Here is a 19930-nt window from a genome sequence, read left to right as displayed (position 1 = left end):
CAGGGTGGCGTAAGCCATATTTACTTGTGTAGGCAGGCAAAAGACAATAGGCAAAAGGGTTTCAGAGGATTCACTTGTACTAAATTTTGTATGGCTACGCCACGCAAGGTATCAAAACTAAAATATGACTCCTATATTAGCTGATGGCTTATATCTGATAACTTATAGCATATTGCAGGTAAATGAGGTACAAATTTATATACCACTGGAATTTCCACCCTTTTATTTGATTATTTTTGTTTATGATTTAAAGATTGTGAATATATCCTTCAGATTTTGATTTTTCTAAAGCTCTTTGGGCAGCTCCTCCGCCATATCTGATCCCAATTGGTGTAGAATCTTGAGTGATTTGAGGAGTTACACCCAAAGTTTTTTGTCTTATTGGTGTTTCATCAAAGGCAATGATTTCTTTGATTTCCTCATTGGCGAAATATTTATCATATAGAGGAATATATTCATTTATCATCTCATCTGGGTTGAGTTCAGCAGCAAAAGTATCCCATAATTTTGTTGGTACTTGAGGGTATTCAGATTTGCTTGAATTTAACATTTGAGTTAATAAGTTAATATAATTTAATATCTGTTGAGTCAGATTGCTTGCGCCTGTTATTTCTAATAATTTCTTGATATTATTAATTTTTTCGGTGTCTTTAGGATTAGCAGCAAGTTCATTTCGATGAGTGGGAGCTTAAACTGGAATTTAAGCCAAAGTTGGTAAACTTACATCTGTTATAAGTGAAATTAGCACCAATGAGGTTAAAAATGTTATCTTCATAAATTTTGCTTTCCAAGAATGTGTGATTTCCATATCAAACCCAAGTTACTAGTTACAAAAATCTCAGTATGTAAGGGACAAAGTTAATACTTATATCCTGCCTTTTATCTGATAAGGGAACCATTACCTCTTGATAGGGGAACGTCGAGTAAGCTATACTGCTAATTCGCAACTTACATTATCTAGATTAATTAGAACTTAGGTTTTGATGACCTTTACGCTGCGGAGGCTTGTATCCATACAACCAGTAATAAATCCTCCCAAAGACTGAATTTGTAGCAGATATTCTAAAGCCGATTTTGTAATGATTTCTCCCGGCATTAATACAGGAATTCCTGGAGGATATGGGCAAATAATTTCTGCACAAATTCTTTCTTCCGTTTTCTCCAAAGGCAATATTTCACTGTTAGCAAAAAAAGCCTCACGGGGAGAAATGCACATATTAAGGCTAATCATAGCATCGTTTGTATATTTACATAATTTGTACTGACTTGTCAATTGTGGTATCCGAGTCAAATTTTTTAATCCTTGTACTAATGCATCTATATCTGTCCAAATATTACCCAAACTAATAATAAAAGTAATATTTTGTAGGGATGAAAATTCTGAGGTAACACCCATTTCATTGAGAATTTCTTCAGCTTCAAACCCTGTTAAACCTAATTCAGAAATATTAATAGTTAACCGTGTTTGATCTAAATCCACAAAGCCCTCCTTAAAAAGGGGGGTTGGGGGGATCTCTAAAACTGATAAACCAGGAATTTGGCTAATTTGACTTCTTGCTGCTTCAGCTAATTGCAAAGTTTGAGACATCAACCATTCCCCATTGATAGCCATTTGTTGACGTGCGGCATCAAGGGAAGCTAAAAGAATAAAGCTGGGACTTGTAGATTGAACTAACTGTAAGGATTTATTTAATCTATCAATATCAATTCTATTGCCTTGGATGTGCAACATTGATGCCTGTGTCATTGCACCCAAGGTTTTGTGAATAGATTGTATGGTTAAATCTGCACCTGCGGTTAAAGCTGATGTGGGTAAATGAGGATGAAAAGAGAAATGTGCCCCATGTGCTTCATCAACAATGAGGGGAATGTGATGTTGATGGGTAATTTGTGCGATCGCACTCAAATCTCCACAAACACCGTAATAAGTAGGATAAACAGTCAGCACTGCTTTTGCATCAGGATATTTTGCTAATGCTGTTTTTACAGCTTCCGGTGTAATACTGTGAGCAAAATCTAAGTCTTGATCATATTCGGGATTTATAAAAGTAGGAATTGCACCAGAAAGAATTAATCCAGAAATTACCGAAGAATGCACATTTCGCGGCAGAATAATTTTATCATTCATACCGCAAGTAGCGAGAATTGCAGCTTCAATTCCACAAGTAGAACCATTAACTAAAAACCACGTTTTTTCCGCACCAAAAGCCACTGCCGCTAATTCTTGTGCTGCTAAAATTGCGCTTTCAGGTGTGAAGAGGTGATCTAATTCTGCAAGTTCTGTTAAATCAGCACGGAAAACTTCTTTACCTAGTAAATCGGTTAAAATAGGCGAAATTCCCGCACCCCGTTTATGTCCTGGGGTGTAGAATGGTGCGTGGGGACGAGAGATAGAGACTTTTAAGGCATCTATGAGGGGGGTTTGGTTTTGATTGAGCATTTCTGCGGAAAGAAAACATTTATATTTGATTGATAAGCTTTATTATTTAGAATAATAGTATAGTGTCACTTTAATTACTACTATCAACTTAGTATACTGTCAATTTTTTAACCTATTCAAGCTATTTTTGCTAATTCAGATGATACTCTGAAAGAGTTGCTTTTATGACTATATAGCTTATTCACTAAACAAAAATTTCAGATCCAGAAACAGGTGATTGGGCTCTATGGTGTCGAGAAATAGCAGGTTGTACTTCAACTGGTGACACTCAAGAAGAAGCTTTGGAAAATATTAAAGAAGCTATTCAACTGTATTTACAGCCAGATTTAATTAAGTTAGCTCCTAGTGTAATGGCTATTACTGCTATACAATAATTTCAACCTCAAAAATATCCCGATGATTGAAATTGTATTTCTCGTTGAAGATGATCCAGATGGTGGCTATACAGCCTCAGCATTAGGCCAATCAATTTCTACTCAAGCTGATGATATAGAAACAGTGCGAGTCATGATTCGTGATGCTGTTCACTGTCATTTTCCTGATGAAGAACAAAGTCCTAAAATCATTCGTTATTCAGAGATGATTTATAAAGTAAATGTTTAGGAGACAAGAGGAAGTAGCATAATTCTAGTCATAACAGCATATATGGACCCTTCCCTCATTTGTGTTAAACGCTCATAATCCTTGCTTAGACGATGATATTGGTTAAACCACCCAAATGTTCTTTCTACTACCCAGGGTTGTGGTAAAACTTTAAATTCTTGCTCAGTAGGTCCTATGACTTCAACATGAGCTTGAATCAGGAACTAAACTGCAAGTGCAAATTTATCACCGTCATAACCGGAATCAACCCATAAAACTTGGACCTTTTCCAATAATTCTGTGGGTTCCTCTAGCAGTTCCATTAGTGCATAGGCAGCAAGTATTCGTTCTGGGGCATTTGCTTCACTAACAACAACTTTAAACACAAGTCCCAGGCTATCAACTAAAGTATGCCCCTTTCTTCCTTTTACCTTTTTACATCCGTCAAAACCATACACATCCCCTTTTTTTGGTCAGTGTTGACCGACTGACTGTCTGCGGCGAGCGCGGTAGGTTGTGTTCATTTACCTAATTTCGAGCGAACTTGACCACCCAATGTATGGTTGAATTTTTCCCAAACCCCCTGGCCCTGCCATTTCCTGTAATAGCTATATACCGTTGACCTTGGCGGGAAGTCACCTGGAAGCATATTCCATTGACATCCAGTTTTCAAATGAAAATAGATGGCATTACATATTTCACCCATATCTGTTGTGGGTGGATGCCCTCCTTCTTTGGCTGGTGGAATCAATGTGGCCAGGATTTCCCACTCCATATCAGTTAAGTCTGTGGGGTAAGACTTTCGTTCCATTAGGAGCTATGTAAATACACTACATTTTATGTATCCTATCCTTCCAATATTCCTTTTCTACTCCCCTTTACATTTACTTTATCAATAGCCTCTCAACATAATGAGCAACAACATGAACTTAAAAGATATAGAAAAGAAACTATTCACCATCATGAAATTTATATCCATACCCCTGATCACCAGTGCAATTGGCTTAGAAATATGGAATATCCAAACAGTAACAACTAACAGCCAACTCCCAAGTATATTAACTCCCGCTTTGATAATTGCTCATATTGCACTCTCAGCGCATTTTGTCGAAGGAATAACTGCCGCTTTTTATGCACCTTCTCAAAATCAGCACCCCCTCAAATATGGAACATATACATTCTTTGTCGGTACAGTTGGTTTATTAGAATTGTGGGAAAATCACGATCGCTAGGATTTCGGTATAACCATTTGGGAAGATGTCAGTCGTTTAAGTTATCATCTAGCTTGGGAAAGTCGGATCGTGCAAAACTTACCATGCTTTATCCCACCGCTATCTCCATACCTGAACCGCAAATACCAACTCCTCAACCTAACCCCGTACCCAATCCCGAACCTCCACCAGAACCAACCATTCCTCCACCATTGCCAGAACCAGTACCAGAAATAGTTCCCAGTCCAATTCCGCAAACAGTACCAGGTCCAATTCCCCAAACCATTCCTAAACCTGTTTGAATTATCCTTATAATTGCAATCAACATCTAAAAATCTATAATGCTAAGAGCCGGAATAGTCGGACTTCCCAACGTCGGAAAATCAACCTTATTTAACGCTGTCGTTGCTAATGCTAAAGCCGAAGCAGCTAATTTCCCATTCTGCACCATTGAACCCAATGTTGGCATTGTCTCAGTACCAGATGACCGATTAAACGTTCTTGCAAGAATTGCTACTTCTAAACAAATTATACCTGCTCGTGTTGAGTTTGTAGATATCGCCGGTTTGGTGAAAGGTGCAAGTCAAGGAGAAGGACTAGGTAATCAATTTTTATCCCACATTCGGGAAGTTGATGCAATAGTTCATGTTGTGCGTTGTTTTGAAAATGATGATATTATTCACGTTGCCGGTTCTGTAGACCCAGCGCAAGATATTGAAATCATTAATTTAGAACTTGGTTTATCCGATTTAGCGCAAATTGAAAAACGCATTGACAGAACTCGTAAACAAGCACGCACCAGCAAAGATGCACAATTTGAAATCACTGTGCTGGAAAAATTAGCTGCTGCTTTAAATGAAGGTAAATCTGTCCGTCAAGTGACTTTAAATGAAGAAGAAGCGGCAATTATTAAAGGCTTAGGACTACTCACAAATAAACCAATTATCTATGCTGCTAATGTTTCTGAAGATGATTTAGAAACAGGTAATGATTTTGTTGAACAAGTGCGACAAGTTGCATCTCGTGAAAGTACCCAAGTTGTGATTGTTTCTGCACAAGTAGAAGCGGAATTAGTTGAATTACCAGAAGAAGATAAAGCTGATTTTCTCGAATCTTTGGGTGTAAAAGAAGGTGGTTTAAAATCCTTAATTCGTGCAACTTATGCGCTTTTAGGTTTGCGGACATATTTCACTTGTGGTCCTCAAGAAACCCGCGCTTGGACAATTAATGCAGGAATGTCTGCACCTCAAGCAGCAGGTGTCATTCACTCTGATTTTGAACGGGGTTTTATCCGTGCAGAAACCGTTGCTTATAATGATTTGGTAACTCATGGTTCGATGAATGGTGCTAAGGAAAAAGGTTTGGTAAGAAGTGAAGGTAAGGAGTATGTTGTGCAGGAAGGAGATGTGATGTTATTCAGATTTAATGTGTAGTAAGCAGTCAGTAGGGTGGGTTACGCTATTGCTAACCCACCATTATTCTTAGGTTACCGTGCGTTACGGACTTTCGTCCTAACACACCCTACATTTGTTCACCTATCATATAAACAGAAACACCCATATTTTCATCATCTGTCTCTACTGTTATTCCTCGTGCTGCACCAGGTTTATTTTCTAAACCTTCAATTTTATGATATTTACCCGATAAATAGAGAAAAGTTGCTGATTTGGTCACCATTCCATTTTATTACTATAAAATCCTAAATAACCTGGAACATAAACAGCAGACTGAAATAGTCCGTTATTTCCTGGATGATTTGCTGAGGTAATATAAACAATTCCAGCATTATCTATTCTCAGATCACAAATATGGAGAACGTTACCACCAGGATATGCTACTTTAAAAGTAGCTGAATCTATGTTAGTGATTTGATATTTAGTTAAATTTAACTTTCCGCAATAAATTCTTGCTGGTTCTTCTCTTTCTCTACCATGTCCCTAAATTGCAATTAATTGATTATCAATTTCTTGTAAACAGGAAGATTCAAAATTGCTATCTTTGGTAATTGCCGGTAAATCAAATTCTTTGAGAATGGAAAGACTTTCTTTGTTACAGTCTAATTGGAAATTAGAACCTTTACCATGAGTCTTGACAGCAATGAAGTCAGAATTTTTGGTATCTGGAATGGATGTTAATGCCTCTAAATCTGTAGGTAGTTTTTCATTTGGCTAATTTAAGGGTAAATATTCAGGTTGATTTTTACCTTGAAGACTAATAATTGCTAAACTGCCTTGATTTGGTTGTTTGTTATCATGGACAATTAAAAAATCTAGTTTATCGCTTTGCTGGTTTATCAAAGCTATCCCACTAATACCAAAGGGAATTCCAGCACGGACAGGTATCCAAGTTTGTGCAAAAACCTGTTGAGATATTAATAATAATCCACCTACAACTACTATTGTGATCATTAATCTGAGAAATTTCGGCATATTGATTTATCTAAGTAGATTTATGATCATACTAAACTTAGGGAAGCTACCTTTGGTACTCAGCTTTAATTATCCTAATACCTAGTGGAAAGCTAAAAGCAATTAGCAGTAAGTCTTTTACAATCCCAAATCTAAAATCTAAAATCTAAAATCTAAAATTGTATGATTAAGGAATACTTCCCCTTTTCCTGGCTTCTTTATAGGAAGTTCCTACGTTTTTTATACCAGCTTTGATCATTTCTCTTTCTAAAAGGGCAAAGAAATGGCTTCTATCGCCACCTCTAACGACTGCCTGGTTATGTGCCTCCGCAATTGCCACAGGATAGCCGTATCCTTTTTGTACTTGTGCCAGCATTAAGCCTAGTGCTTCGTTAAACATGGCTGAATTTTCAGCTACCCAAGCCGGAACTTCAATCCGGGCAATTTCCGTACCAACATGAACGTAACAAAAATAAATGATTTGGTCGCTGTATAATTCTAAAATTTGGGCATTACTGCGCCATAAGGGACTGCGTTGTCCGGGTTGGAGTTGGGTTGCCCATAAGGATGTATCTCGCAAAGATTCAAATATTTTACAGGGCATATATTCTAGTTGATTAGGGCAATAACTGATACAGTCTGGGACTGGATGGGGACAGGCTAAAAACCGTAAAAAGTTCATAGCTTCGATGTTGCGGGAGGCGCTAAGATAACCCATGATGGGAATTTGAGCTTTTCGCATTTGTTGCCAAGCTTCGAGAATAGGGGGTAAAATGTGATCGCGTGCATCCATCGGTAGTTTATCTAAAAACCAGTATATTAACGAACCATCTACCATCGCTAAAGCTGGTGCTTCAGTTTTAGCACTGCAAGCTAATTCTGCTAACACTGTGATTTCCCAAGCAGTACGGCGATAACCCATCCATTCTTCAGTTCTAATGCCCCATGGATGCGACACATACAAATCTTCAGGACGATAAAAAACTTCCGGTAAACTATCTAGGAGAGGGTGGCGATTTTGACCATAATGTAAAACAACCCTACCAATATTTAACAAGTAACAATACGCAATTTCATGATGATTAGGAGCAATTTGCGAACCATCGGTAGAAATGACAGTATGAACTTTGGGAGGGACGGGAATATCAATATAAGTTTGTAGAGGTTCAATCGGTGTAGCATTAGCAAAGAGAATGCGATCACGCCATTTTTCCTGACGTTCAATTAACTCTTGTTGACACTTAAACGCTTGTTTTAAATTTTCCTGTGCCAACTCCAAACGCTGACGACTCGCAGCAGCTTCTAAAGTCAAATGTTGACTTAAACCCTGGATTTGCCGTGCTAATTTTCTCAAATCAAGCATAGAGGATTGGGGATTGGTATTTTAAATAACTGACTACTGGCATTGGATTAGTGAAATGCTGATCTTAGGGAATTGGTATTGTTAACCACTGACGACTGACCACTAACAAATGACAACAAATTAGTTTATGCTGTCAATAGTGAAAGATTAAGAGATATTAAAATCTATTTCTAGTGTAATCATGCAGTGTGTAGTCAATCGTCGCGCTCAGTTTTTAGCTAGTCATCATTATTCGCTACCAGAACTAGGCGAAACCGAGAACTTGGAAAAATTTGGTCGTTCCTCAAAATTTCCCGGGCAAGGCCACAATTATACCCTATTCATCTCTATAGCTGGGGAATTAGATAAATATGGTATGGTGCTAAATTTATCTGATGTCAAACAAGTAATTAAGCGGGAAATAACCGATCAATTAGATTTTTCTTACCTTAATAATGTGTGGCCAGAATTTCAACAAACTTTGTCCAGTAATGAAAATATTGCACGAGTGATCTGGCAGCGTTTAGCCCCTCATTTGCCTCTAATTCGCGTCCAGTTGGTTGAACATACTGGGCTTTGGGCAGATTATATGGGAGAAGGAATGCAAGCTTCTCTCAGCATCAGCACCCACTTTAGCGCCGCCCATCGTTTGGCTTCTAACCTCAGTTCTGAAAAGTATAGTAAATGTAGCCGTACACATGGACACAACTACCATTTAGAAGTGACTGTAGAAGGGGAAATGGACTCACGAACAGGGATGATCATTGATTTAGATGCCCTAAATAGAGTTGTTGAAAATGATGTAGTCAAAATCTTTGATCACTTCTGTGTAAATAAAGATATTCCTCATTTTTCCGAAATTGTCCCGACTACCGAAAATCTTGTACTTTACATTAGCAACCTACTCAAATCACCTATTCAGAAATTAGGGGCAAAACTGTCTCAAGTTAAGCTGTTTGAAAGTCCTCAACTCTGGGTAGATTATCAGGGTAATGGAACAGAAACGTTCCTCACCGTGAAGAGTGAATTTAGTTCTGCACACAGATTAGCTCATCCTGGTTTGAGTTTAGAAAAAAATACAGAGATTTACGGTAAATGCGCCCGTGTGAATGGACATGGACATAACTATCAATTAGAAGTGACAGTGAAGGGTGAAATCGACTCCAGCACAGGTATGGTGGTTGATTTAGGTGCTTTAAATCAGGTAATTGCTAATTTAACTGAACCCCTTGATCACAGTTTCTTAAATAGAGATGTTCCCTATTTTGGGGAAGTTGTACCAACAGCAGAAAATATTGCTCTTTATATTAGTAATATGTTGCGCTTGCCTATTCAAGAACTAGGAGCAGAACTTTACAAAGTTAAACTAGTTGAAAGTCCTAACAACTCCTGCGAAATCTACCCATCTGACATAGAATCAACATCTGTGATCACAGTACAGAATCAGCCTGTTTTAGCGACAGTTTAAAGTACCTATATCCTCGACTTCTCAAAGGAGTCGGGGGTCTATAGTTGTGAACTAAAAAAATCTCCTAGCGGGACTTCAACAAAAATCAAGCCCCAATGTAGCCCAAACTGGCTTGATAAGAAGGAAACACGTCCGGATTCCAGTTGAACCAATCAATAAATAGAAAAGATATGGCTGTTCTCAACGCTTCTAAAGCTGCAGTAAAAGTATTCAAAGGTTTCTTAGCCCACCTTGGTCTTAATCCTCCAGTCCACTGATGGCAAAGAATAAAAGTGTAGGCACAGAAAACCAAAATAAAATGGCGCAGTCAACTGCTGTTATCTCCAACTTGATATTCTTTGAGTCCTAACCATCCCTTGGCTTCCCTGTAAACAACTTCTACCCAGTTTCTTTGAAAATATGTATCAACTATCCATTGGGGTGTGACAATTGATGAAGAAACATTGGTCATAAAGTACTCAATATCAGTGGCTTGAGAGAAACTAGAACCGTTGATGACGATAGCAATATTCCTCTTTGCACTTAAGGGTGATATTTCTACTTCTTTAGTTACTACCCATAATGTTTTGGGTTTATCTAACTACAGTTGAATGTCTGTAAAAGCCTCTTGGGGTAAACCTTGTGCTAATTCATCTAACCTAATTATTTGTGGACTATCCTCTTGGTCACTGGCAAGGACTTTGGGATTTTTAGCTAATCCTCCTCAATACTTTCAATGGCGATTTTCTATCCTTAATAAGGAAGACCTATTGTGGCCATATCCAGGATCTATAATTACTATTCCTGGTTGATAACCACGGCTCAAGGTCAGATCTATTGGTTTAATTCCTAACTCAGGTTTATTCTCAAATCGAGGGTCTTATTTCCCTTTGGGTAAAGAATCACCGTGGTGATATAACTCTATATCTAATGGTAAGCTTTTACTGCCATCATAATAGATGTATGTGTTGTTACTACTACTATTCCAGTATCCTTTTTCCCAATTTCTCCAATATATATATTTTCTTCCTACGCCATCCCTAAAATTCCCCCTTTTTCTATGGTCATAATCCTCAATTATTAAGCTAAATCCTCTGGTGATTCTCCTCTAACTACACTTGTTCATAATCTCTAACCGACGGTCATTGACTTGGGAACTGGACCAAGGTGCTTCAGTTAAAACGTGGTGTAATCGGTGGTAGGTCACCCCTAGGGCATTCTCTGCCATTTGAAATAGGTTTTTCCTCTCACTTTCACCCAATCATCCCCCTAAATCATGTCTAAACTCTCTTCTTTCCCCTTGATGAGTAAAGACATCATCAAACCTTTAACACCATCTTTCAAACCATGGTGCCATTGCTGGGGCAGTGGTTTTTTTCATCAGCCTCTTTTAACGTGAAAGCTACACCGAAACCGCACCATACTCCTTTTTACTCTTAACTTTTCTTTAAGTGGCCTTAGTATTTTGCTAACTTTAAAAAAGACCGACGACGGGCTAAATTGCGTAAATGGAAATACATTAACCAAGCCAAAACTCCCAAACAGATAATTAGTAATATTTTTTCTAGTATAAACCTAAAAATATCCGGTTTAAACCAATACTCCAACCTCACTAAGATCAATAACTCTAAAATAGCATTCCCACCAATAAATAGACTCAGCAATACTAAACCCCTGTCCCAATAACGAACTAGAGGTTTGTTACTATAAATTAACATCATAGGAAGTTTACCCTCTACTTTTCTTAGTAATTTTTCCCACCGCCAAAACATCCAGAATAACAACGGAAATAAACCATAACCGAGAAAATGTATTATTTTTGGAAAACCCCAAGCAGCAGGTAAAGTATTCACCAGAGTATGAAAAAAGATAGGATTTAGCCAAGTCGTAAGAATCAAAATTATGTGTCTATTCAACCGTCTTTTAGAACCAAAATATCTTCCCAGGGCATACCGCCAAGCTGCAAACAACATACCATGAACTGGTGTACCAGTAATCCGTTCTAAAGGTAATGCTTGATCGTGAAATAAATCCAATTTTCTTCCGCTCTAAACCCCAAAGTCACTGCTATGGTAAACGGGAAAACTTTAGTGGGGCGAAATTTATACCTACGTTCTATAAAAAGAAATAGAGGAATAATTACCCGTATAAACTTACAACCTTCTTCAATAGGAGCTATTACTAATATTTGCCGTAAAACCGCACGAAGAAAAAACGCTGTATTTCTTGCCAGAGTAAATCCCACTCTAGAGAGCAGCAAAACCCGATATAGCGCCAATAATGAATGAAGAAAACAAATATATTGAATAGACCCCTTCCAAAATTGTTTCTGTGGTATGATGGAGAGTTTTAGATTTTATGTATTTTTGGTGTTCTTTGGGCTCGCTAATTCAAATCATAACCCTGTAACTCTAACTTTTAGCTAAAAAAAACACAAATCCCCATTATAACATAAAATTAATTTTGCAAGAGATCTAATAAAGAAGGGGCAGCAGGAGTGCGGCGGTAATAAAACAGCAGCAACAACAGAGGTGGAATAACCGCCCAAACAAAGCAGCAGAAATATATTAGCCACTCACCTGAGTAATAATAGTGCGATGACGGGGACTATTGCTAGTAATGGTAGGAGTTTGAAAACCTGCCCCAACTAAGGTTTGCTCAATATCTAAAGTGAAATATTCATCTAGATAAGGTTCTGTACTTTTGAGCAAAGTAAAAATATATTTAGGCATTTTTTTGTAAACTTCCGATTTTGGATTCATGTCCATAATTGCTAAATGACCACCTGGACGTAAAACTCGTCTCGCTTCAGCAAAAATCTTTCGCGTTGCTAACTGGGGTAATTCATGACACATCAAGAAAATAGAAACTAAATCAAAGGAAGCATCTGGCATACCTGTAGATTCAGCGGCAGCATGAACCCAATTAATTTTAGCTTGATGTTGTTGGCAACGATAATTAGCAACAGCTAAGAAATATGGAGATAAGTCTAAACCTGTAATATTTGCATCGGGATAAATTTCTTGTAGGGCAAAGGTACTCATGCCCACACTACACCCCAAATCTAAAATATCTTTTGGTGGTTCGGAAATAGAACTGGTGAGAATATTATGGTAACTTTGGCGCAGTTTGGCATCACCTTGAACTTCAGCATCTTGCCAAATTTTAGCGTGGACAGCATGAGCAGCAGACTCTACTTCAAAAGCTGCCTGCCAACTCAGATTACCGGTTTCATAAGCGTGGAATGAGATAACGTAATAATCTGGGTAGGTTAGCTGAGGATTTTGTACTTGAGCTAAATCATTTGTCCAATCTCGTGCTTGCAGTTTTTCTGCTTCTTTTGTCCAAAACACGCCAATTTTCTCAGCGCGTTTAATCATCATTTGTCTGGCTTGGTGTTTGGCTAGGTTCGCTAAAGGCTTGATGGCCAAAATACCATTTACCATCTGGGAAGCAAAGTCAGGAGTAGTTTTGAGAGCAGTAGTCATAAATTGTAGTTGTGTTTAAGAGCCTTTTTAACTTATGACATATTTGCTGCAGTGGAGTCTACTAGAGGAATGGTGATAGAGGATAGGGGATAGGGCATTGGTAGGAGTTTGAATTAATTTCCCCTAGATCCTTACACCCCTACACCCTTATTTACTACTACTTGGTTTAAGAGCTAACAACATTTCCATTTGACTGGTGGATTTATCGGGGCTATTCACTGTCACACCCAAACCACGAATGGATGATAGGACAGCATTGGTTTCCAGGGGAAGAGGTTTACCTTGTGTGGCTAAACGGGTAATTAAAGAAGAGGTGTTTTCTAAATCCAAGTATAAATAACCACCGTTGGGTTTTTGCAAGGAACTCGTTACAGCTTTAAATGTGTTCGTATTATCCAGGGGTTGACCTTTTTTGTCTGCTAGCGCTTCACCAACTGGTCCACCAATAGCGAGAAATACGGTATCCTGATCTAGCCAACCATGTGCTATGAAAGTGCCTTGTTGGGTAATTTGCCATTCGGTGATATTTTTACCACCAATGCTTCTTTTGGTGATGTTGAGTGATTGCTTTTTGGCTAGGTCATCTAGTTTAGTGAAGGTGGCTTCCGCTGTTTTGCGATCACTGGTGTCAAATACCATCGCTCCCCCAAAACCAACATTGGCTAACCAACCTTGACTAGATTTCACCGCACCCAAGGCAAATTCTTGATCCATCCAACCAAAAATTTCTTTATCTAAATCCAGATTGACCGCTTGTTTTAGTTGTCCTCGTGCTTGTTCCACACCTTGCTTAATTTCAGGATAATCTTTTGACTGTTCCAGGAAGGTTTGCCAGCTACGATTTATGTTCTGTCCGGTGACTAAAGCAAAAGTATCACTGGGAAATTGTGCCACTATCTTAGCCGGAGTATTTTGATATTGAAATTTGTTCAGTTGCGGATCTAAGTTCACTACTACTTTCATTCTCACTCCAGCATCATCGACACCCACAGCCGCTACCATTGATTTTACTTGCTTGAGTTGTGCGAATGTTTCTGGGGGTAATGGCCTGGACTGTGGATTGAAAGCTGTTAACTGTTGTGCCATATTGGCGTAATCAGGCACATAAATTTGAGCAAGGCTGTTTTGAACATCTACACCTTTAGCTAAAATACTACTTGCGCCTTCTTTGTTGGCAAAGGATGGCTTACCTTTATAGGTATCAATAGCTTTTTCTACAGCTTGTTTTTCTGGTGTCAACAGTATACGAGTGTTATTCAAAACAACCATGTAAGTCGATTTAGTCTTGCTTGTACTAGCAATAATTTTCTCACCTTTGTATTCTGATTCTTGAATTTGTAAGTTTTTTTGCTCCTTCAATTTAGTAGCAAATTTCAAGGCATTGAGTTTATCTTTTATACCTACTACCAACAAAATATTTGGCTCTGGCTGTACTGGAATTGGTGGATTTGGTGGATTACGTATAGTAGAATTTGGTGGTAGCACAGCAATCATGACTCCACCAATCCAAGGTTTTATGTCTGTTTCATAAACAATATTGCTATCACTTAATAGTTGTTTGTTGATATCCTGTAGACCTTTGGATACTAGTTGTTGTGCTTGTGGAGTTCCAAACTGCTGTAACTTACTCCAAGATTGGGAATCTGTGTTAATATAAGTCGCCATCAAGGCATTAGCCGGTACTACTTTAGCAATTCCCAGAGGACTGGAAACATCTTCAGAGGGCACTTTAAAATATACATAAGCAGCTATCCCACCTGCGACGACTATAGCAGTGCTAATAACAGGGACTAAAAATTTAGACTTACTTTCGGGCATTGTTATTATCCTCTTTTGTTTTGATCAAATTATTATCAGGGAGCTAGAACTGCGATAGCTAAATTTTTGGATTTTTATCACCCATTTTTCCTCATTCAGCGGTTTTTACTGATGAAATTAGTATTTCTACACACTACTACTTTTTAGTGACTCGAAAAAAGACTTCACTGGAACAAAGAGTAAATCCGCAAATGGTATCTTAAGTCGATATCTAAAAAAGAGTGGGATTCTCAGCCACAAGTTATTCTAAGCTAGAGTAATAATTGCTAGTATTTGTGCCGTTAGGCTCGCTATGCGAACACAGTGTGGTGTAAGAAGTTCTTGTGTTAATCACGCAAAAGCGCAAAATATCAGATTACATCAAGACATGGAAACTTGGGAGCAAAATGAGAAGATTGAGTTAAATCATTCCATCCTTGAAAAATCCTGATCAAATAACTAAGTAGGTGGGCGGAAAAATTTATAACTATGTCATGGCGAATGCAGCAAAGGGGAATCAAGCAATCCCAAGGGTTTCAAGTAATTTACATTTTGTTACATAGTTATGTTTATTTGTGTCTACCTACTTATTCTGATTGGGGATATGCATCTGCGGAGCCGGTGCCGTTTGCCTAGCATCTCGAAGAGAGCGAAGCTATCGCTATTTTTGTGAAAATTTCAGGATTACAAGGTCAGTAATAATCAATGTCGCATCTTTACTTCGATACAGAGAATAACGGACATAAATCTTTTGAGTTACCAGGGGCTAAACCTCACTACAATCCTGATAGACCAGGACAGGTAGAGCATATTTTTCTTGACCTCACCTTGAATATCCCCAACCAAAGTTACTATGGTAATTGTAGTATTCGGTTATTGCCAATCCGTAATAATATTGATTGCTTGACCTTGGATGCTGTAAATTTGAATATCCAATCTGTACAGGTAGACGAAGCAGAACAGAAGTTTGAATATGACGGAGAAAAACTTGCAATTCTTCTTTCTGAGCCTACACAAATTGGTCAGCGTTTGTTAATTGCGATCGCTTACTCTGTAGAAAAACCCCAACGAGGCATTTACTTCATTCAACCAGACAAACACTACCCCCACAAGCCTACCCAAGTCTGGACACAAGGAGAAGACGAAGATTCGCGCTTCTGGTTCCCCTGCTTTGACTACCCAGGACAGCTATCCACATCAGAAATCTGTGTCCGTGTTGCCAAACCCCTGATTGCTATTTCTAATGGTGAACTAATTGATACCTTTGAAGATGGGAATCAGCAAATTTACCATTGGTCACAGCAGCAGGTTCATCCCACCTACTTAATGACCCTAGCAGTAGGTGATTTTGCAGAAATTCGGGATGCGTGGCAAGGTAAGCCCGTTACGTACTATGTAGACAAGGGACGAGAAGCAGATGCTAAACGCAGCATGGGCAAAACTCCCCGCATGATTGAATTTCTGAGCGAAAAGTATGGTTATCCCTATCCATTCCCGAAATATGCCCAAGTTTGTGTAGATGACTTCATCTTTGGGGGCATGGAAAACACTTCCACCACCTTATTAACAGATCGATGTTTGTTAGATGAAAGAGCATCATTAGATAACTTCAACACCGAAAGCTTAGTTGTCCATGAACTAGCACATCAATGGTTTGGTGATTTAATCGTCATTAAACATTGGTCTCATGCTTGGATTAAGGAAGGAATGGCTTCCTATTCGGAAGTAATGTGGACTGAACACGAATATGGCAAAGATGATGCAGCTTATTATCAGTTATTACAAGCTCGCAGTTATTTGAATGAAGATAGTAGTCGTTATCGTCGGCCAATGGTAACTCACGTTTACCGGGAAGCAATAGAGCTTTATGACCGCCACATTTATGAAAAAGGATCTTGTGTTTATAACATGATTCGCACAGAATTAGGCGATGAATTATTTTGGACAGCTATTCAAACATTTGTTCAAGATCATGCTCACCAAACTGTAGAAACAGTAGATTTATTGCGGGCAATTGAAAAAGCGACAGGACTTAATCTCACCTTCCTATTTGACCAGTATGTCTATCGTGGTGGTCATCCTGATTTTAAAGTTGCTTATTCTTGGGATGGGGATTCTAAATTGGCCAAGGTAACTGTTACCCAAACCCAAGTCAACAGTAATAATAAGGATTTATTTGATTTAAAAATCCCTATCGGCTTTGCTTACAGCCAACAAACATTAAACCTGACAAGTTTCACAGTGCGGGTCAATGAAAAAGAACAAAGTTTCTATTTCCCATTAGCAGAGAAGCCAGATTTTATCAGCTTTGATGTAGGTAATAATTATCTGAAAACTGTAACCTTAGAATACCCCATACCAGAGTTGAAAGCCCAATTAGAATTTGACCCTGATCCTATTTCTCGTATTTATGCAGCCGAAGCTTTAGCGAAAAAAGGTGGATTAGAAGTTACCAAAGTTCTATCAACAGCATTAAAAAATGATCCCTTTTGGGGTGTGCGTGTAGAAGTAGCCCAAAAATTATCAGAAATTCAGTTATATCAGGCCTTTGATGGTTTAGTAATTGGGTTACAAGACCCTAGCCCCTTTGTCCGCAAAGCAGTAGTTAGTTCCTTATCGCAAATCAAAACTCACCCTAGTTACAAGGCTGTCAAAGCTGTAGTGCAGAATGGAGATCCAAGCTACAATGTAGAAGCAGCAGCTTGTCGAACTATTGGTGCAATCGCAGCGGCTCATTTAGAAGAAAAACCCCATGAAGAAAAAGTCATCAAGCTGCTCAAATCAGTGTTAGAAGAAAGAGCAGGTTGGAATGAAGTAATACGTAGTGGGGCGATTTCTGGTTTAGCTGAATTTAAAACTTCAGAAACCGCTTTAAATTTGCTATTGGAATATACTAAAATCGGCGTGTCCCAACCGCTACGGCTATCTACTACTCGTGCTTTAGGAAAAATTTCTGTTGGTCAAACTCCTACTAATGTAGAACGAATTTTAGACCGATTAGCAGAAATAGCCAAAGAAGCATTCTTTTTAACCCAAGTTGCAGTAGTAACAGCATTAGGACAAATGGAAACCCCTAAAGCAATTGGAATTTTGCAATCTTTAGCCAGTCAAACAACAGATGGACGGGTGCGTCGTTATGCTGAAGAAGAAATTATCAAAGTTCAGAAAAATATTGGACCAGAAAAAACTTTGCGTCAGTTACGTGAAGAACTTAACCAACTCAAACAACAAAATCAAGAACTAAAAAGCCGCTTGGAAAATTTGGAGGCTAAATCAAAGTAAATTCCAACTAGGTACTTAGAGAAAAGAAAGGTGAGGAAGGTGAGGGGAATGAGGGGAATATGATTTTACTTCCCCGTCTTCCCAATCTTCCCCATCTCCCCACACCCCTAATTACTGATTAACCGATTCCTGTCCCTCACAGTGTAACCGCGTAGCAATGCGGAACATTTCTTGACCTGTATGTAAATAACGGTCATCATAATTTAAAGGGAAATAGGCCAATTCTTCTAATCGATCTCCAACTTGACTGAGGCTATAGTAAAGATGAGCAGCAGCCTTTGCTAAACTAGGGGGATTTGGTAAAGAACGAAAAGTATTGTGTGCCTGTTTTAAATCTTCACGACAGACTTTTAAATATTCTTGAAATTTGTCTATTAATTGATCATCAAAAGGATCGGGGGCTAGTTGGTCAATCTGTTCTTCTAGGGAATTAAGAATAACACAGAGAATCCGATTAACTGGTTTATACACCAAGCACAACCATTCTTCAACTTTTTCATCAGCATCTTTTCCAGTTTGCCGTTTTACTTGGTAATGTTTTTGGTCTGATGCTGTTTTCTGATGGTGAGAATGATGAACATTTTCCTGATAATGCTGATGATTACGTAGTTCTTCATCATAATTGAGCCTACTTTGAGTGTCACTCAAAAGTTCATAAGCAGCATTAATGGGAATAATTTCCTGATGATCTGTGGTTTCTTGATTGCTGTCAGAATGTAATACTCTTACCAAGCGGCGATTCAACAAGCCTATCGCCGCTTGGCTGGCATGATTACTAATTTTTAGAGTTTCGTAATGGTTAGAATCAGCCATGACCAGTTATCAGTTATCAGTTATCAGTTAATAAGTAGAAGACAGAAACCAAATTTCCAACTATATTTCACTCTTCAATATTCACTTGTGAAATCAGTAAGGGTTTAGCAATGCTAAACCCTTACTGATTTCTGAATTTTACTGAACCTAGCTGATTCCAGTTACTAACTTTGCGTCCAAGTCTTGAAACAATGGTGTGCTTAAATATCTTTCACCAAAACTGGGTTGAATCATGACAATTAAGCGTCCCTGATTTTCTGGACGTTGACCAACACGAATAGCAGCACACAAAGCCGCACCAGTGGAAATACCAGATAATAGCCCTTCTTCTCTGGCTAATCTGCGACTGTAAGCGATCGCTTCTTCATCACTAACAGTAATTACCTCATCAATCATTTCTACCTTCAACACCTGGGGAATAAAACCCGCCCCAATTCCCTGAATTCTATGGGGTCCTGGTTCTCCTCCAGATAATACAGGACTATTAGCAGGTTCTACTGCGATCGCTCTAAAACTAGGCTTTTTCGCTTTAATTACCTCTGCCACGCCAGTAATTGTACCACCCGTACCCACACCCGCCACGATCATATCCACCTGTCCATCAGTATCTTCCCAAATTTCCTCTGCTGTAGTTTCCCGATGAATTTTGGCATTTGCTGGATTACGGAACTGTTGTAACATATACGCATAGGGTGTTCTTTCCACTATTTCCTGCGCTCTACGAATTGCCCCACTCATGCCCTCAATTCCCGGTGTTAGTTCCAATTCAGCGCCATAAGCCCGCAACATAGCTCTACGTTCTGCACTCATGGTTTCCGGCATCGTCAGAATTAATTGATAACCTTTAGCTGCGGCTGTCATTGCCAAAGCAATCCCCGTATTACCCGATGTCGGCTCCACCAGCACAGTTTTCCCAGGAGTAATTAAGCCTTCCTCTTCGGCATCATTAATCATACTCACACCAATTCGGTCTTTTACCGATGCAGATGGGTTCATACTTTCTAGTTTCACCACAATTTCTGCTCCACAGCCTTCCTCCTGGGGAATACGGTTCAACTGTACTAGAGGAGTGCGACCAACCAGTTCTGTAATATTCCGAGCAATCCGCATAATACCTTTG

The 19930-nt window shown here is 38.8% G+C and carries 18 protein-coding genes and 3 pseudogenes; 8 read left to right on the top strand and 13 right to left on the bottom strand.

Going from position 1 to position 19930, the window contains the following annotated elements; all coding sequences use genetic code 11:
- Positions 1-247: 247 nt before the first annotated feature.
- Positions 248-550 carry a DUF2059 domain-containing protein gene (locus AAZO_RS18075; protein WP_041641388.1) on the bottom strand — a complete coding sequence of 101 codons (303 nt, stop codon included), beginning with the start codon at positions 548-550 and terminating at the stop codon, positions 248-250.
- A 423-nt stretch (positions 551-973) separates the two neighbouring features.
- The gene (locus AAZO_RS18070; protein WP_013192343.1) at positions 974-2440 is read right to left on the bottom strand and encodes an aminotransferase class I/II-fold pyridoxal phosphate-dependent enzyme; all 1467 of its coding nucleotides are present in this window, start codon (positions 2438-2440) and stop codon (positions 974-976) included.
- A 194-nt stretch (positions 2441-2634) separates the two neighbouring features.
- Between AAZO_RS18070 and AAZO_RS18065 the strand changes: the two genes are divergently transcribed.
- Both AAZO_RS18065 and AAZO_RS18060 read left to right on the top strand, forming a co-directional pair.
- Complete coding sequence (locus AAZO_RS18065; protein WP_041641384.1) at positions 2635-2814, top strand: type II toxin-antitoxin system HicB family antitoxin; 180 nt, start codon at positions 2635-2637, stop codon at positions 2812-2814.
- 22 nt (positions 2815-2836) lie between these two features.
- A complete protein-coding gene (locus tag AAZO_RS18060; RefSeq protein WP_013192342.1) occupies positions 2837-3043 on the top strand; it encodes a hypothetical protein in 207 nt (68 codons plus the stop codon).
- Here AAZO_RS18060 and AAZO_RS31240 read toward each other — a convergent pair.
- Positions 3040-3833: pseudogene (locus AAZO_RS31240) on the bottom strand (IS5 family transposase). The gene AAZO_RS18060 and the pseudogene AAZO_RS31240 sit on opposite strands and share 4 nt — an antisense overlap.
- A 112-nt stretch (positions 3834-3945) precedes the next feature.
- Here AAZO_RS31240 and AAZO_RS18045 point away from each other — a divergent pair.
- The 3 genes from AAZO_RS18045 to ychF are packed head-to-tail and all read left to right on the top strand — an operon-like array spanning position 3946 to position 5666.
- Positions 3946-4254 carry a hypothetical protein gene (locus AAZO_RS18045; protein ID WP_013192341.1) on the top strand — a complete coding sequence of 103 codons (309 nt, stop codon included), beginning with the start codon at positions 3946-3948 and terminating at the stop codon, positions 4252-4254.
- 53 nt (positions 4255-4307) lie between these two features.
- Positions 4308-4535: a hypothetical protein gene (locus AAZO_RS18040; protein WP_187289517.1), complete on the top strand. Its 228-nt coding sequence runs from the start codon at positions 4308-4310 to the stop codon at positions 4533-4535.
- A gap of 39 nt (positions 4536-4574) precedes the next feature.
- Positions 4575-5666 carry a redox-regulated ATPase YchF gene (gene ychF, locus AAZO_RS18035; RefSeq protein ID WP_013192339.1) on the top strand — a complete coding sequence of 364 codons (1092 nt, stop codon included), beginning with the start codon at positions 4575-4577 and terminating at the stop codon, positions 5664-5666.
- Positions 5667-5754: 88 nt separating this feature from the next.
- On the opposite strand, the gene AAZO_RS39135 is transcribed toward ychF, so the two are convergent.
- The 3 genes from AAZO_RS39135 to AAZO_RS18025 form a co-directional block, all read right to left on the bottom strand.
- Positions 5755-5910 carry a hypothetical protein gene (locus tag AAZO_RS39135; RefSeq protein WP_228371276.1) on the bottom strand — a complete coding sequence of 52 codons (156 nt, stop codon included), beginning with the start codon at positions 5908-5910 and terminating at the stop codon, positions 5755-5757.
- A 491-nt stretch (positions 5911-6401) separates the two neighbouring features.
- Positions 6402-6641: a hypothetical protein gene (locus AAZO_RS39130; protein WP_228371275.1), complete on the bottom strand. Its 240-nt coding sequence runs from the start codon at positions 6639-6641 to the stop codon at positions 6402-6404.
- 187 nt (positions 6642-6828) lie between these two features.
- On the bottom strand, positions 6829-8004 hold the full coding sequence (locus AAZO_RS18025; RefSeq protein WP_013192338.1) for a DNA double-strand break repair nuclease NurA: 1176 nt from the start codon (positions 8002-8004) through the stop codon (positions 6829-6831).
- 181 nt (positions 8005-8185) lie between these two features.
- Between AAZO_RS18025 and AAZO_RS44635 the strand changes: the two are divergent.
- Positions 8186-8989: pseudogene (locus AAZO_RS44635) on the top strand (6-pyruvoyl trahydropterin synthase family protein); the annotation flags it as partial.
- A gap of 9 nt (positions 8990-8998) precedes the next feature.
- On the top strand, positions 8999-9451 hold the full coding sequence (locus AAZO_RS44630; RefSeq protein ID WP_476691481.1) for a 6-carboxytetrahydropterin synthase: 453 nt from the start codon (positions 8999-9001) through the stop codon (positions 9449-9451).
- Between the two features lie 85 nt (positions 9452-9536).
- Here AAZO_RS44630 and AAZO_RS31235 read toward each other — a convergent pair.
- From AAZO_RS31235 to AAZO_RS18000, 5 genes and pseudogenes are all read right to left on the bottom strand, one after another.
- A pseudogene (locus AAZO_RS31235) lies at positions 9537-10811 on the bottom strand (IS701 family transposase).
- A 76-nt stretch (positions 10812-10887) separates the two neighbouring features.
- Positions 10888-11466 (bottom strand): hypothetical protein, encoded by a 579-nt coding sequence (locus AAZO_RS18010; RefSeq protein ID WP_049790801.1) that lies wholly within the window; start codon positions 11464-11466, stop codon positions 10888-10890.
- A complete protein-coding gene (locus tag AAZO_RS43995) occupies positions 11433-11675 on the bottom strand; it encodes a PrsW family glutamic-type intramembrane protease (protein WP_420807072.1) in 243 nt (80 codons plus the stop codon). Before AAZO_RS43995 ends, AAZO_RS18010 begins: the two co-directional genes overlap by 34 nt.
- 322 nt (positions 11676-11997) lie before the next feature.
- Entirely contained in the window at positions 11998-12918 is a 921-nt protein-coding gene (locus AAZO_RS18005; RefSeq protein ID WP_013192336.1) for a class I SAM-dependent methyltransferase, read from the bottom strand.
- A gap of 147 nt (positions 12919-13065) precedes the next feature.
- A complete protein-coding gene (locus AAZO_RS18000; RefSeq protein WP_013192335.1) occupies positions 13066-14736 on the bottom strand; it encodes a DUF3352 domain-containing protein in 1671 nt (556 codons plus the stop codon).
- Positions 14737-15420: 684 nt separating this feature from the next.
- Here AAZO_RS18000 and AAZO_RS17995 point away from each other — a divergent pair.
- The gene (locus AAZO_RS17995) at positions 15421-17997 is read left to right on the top strand and encodes a M1 family metallopeptidase (protein WP_013192332.1); all 2577 of its coding nucleotides are present in this window, start codon (positions 15421-15423) and stop codon (positions 17995-17997) included.
- Positions 17998-18108: 111 nt separating this feature from the next.
- Here AAZO_RS17995 and AAZO_RS17990 read toward each other — a convergent pair whose 3' ends face one another.
- The gene (locus tag AAZO_RS17990; RefSeq protein ID WP_013192331.1) at positions 18109-18810 is read right to left on the bottom strand and encodes a DnaJ domain-containing protein; all 702 of its coding nucleotides are present in this window, start codon (positions 18808-18810) and stop codon (positions 18109-18111) included.
- Between the two features lie 147 nt (positions 18811-18957).
- A complete protein-coding gene (gene cysK, locus AAZO_RS17985; protein WP_013192330.1) occupies positions 18958-19920 on the bottom strand; it encodes a cysteine synthase A in 963 nt (320 codons plus the stop codon).
- Positions 19921-19930 lie beyond the last annotated feature (10 nt).

This window comes from 'Nostoc azollae' 0708, from assembly GCF_000196515.1.
Classification (GTDB): Bacteria; Cyanobacteriota; Cyanobacteriia; order Cyanobacteriales; family Nostocaceae; genus Trichormus_B; species Trichormus_B azollae.
Note: the sequence above shows the minus strand (reverse complement) of the source record. Positions and strands in the feature narration are given on the sequence as shown.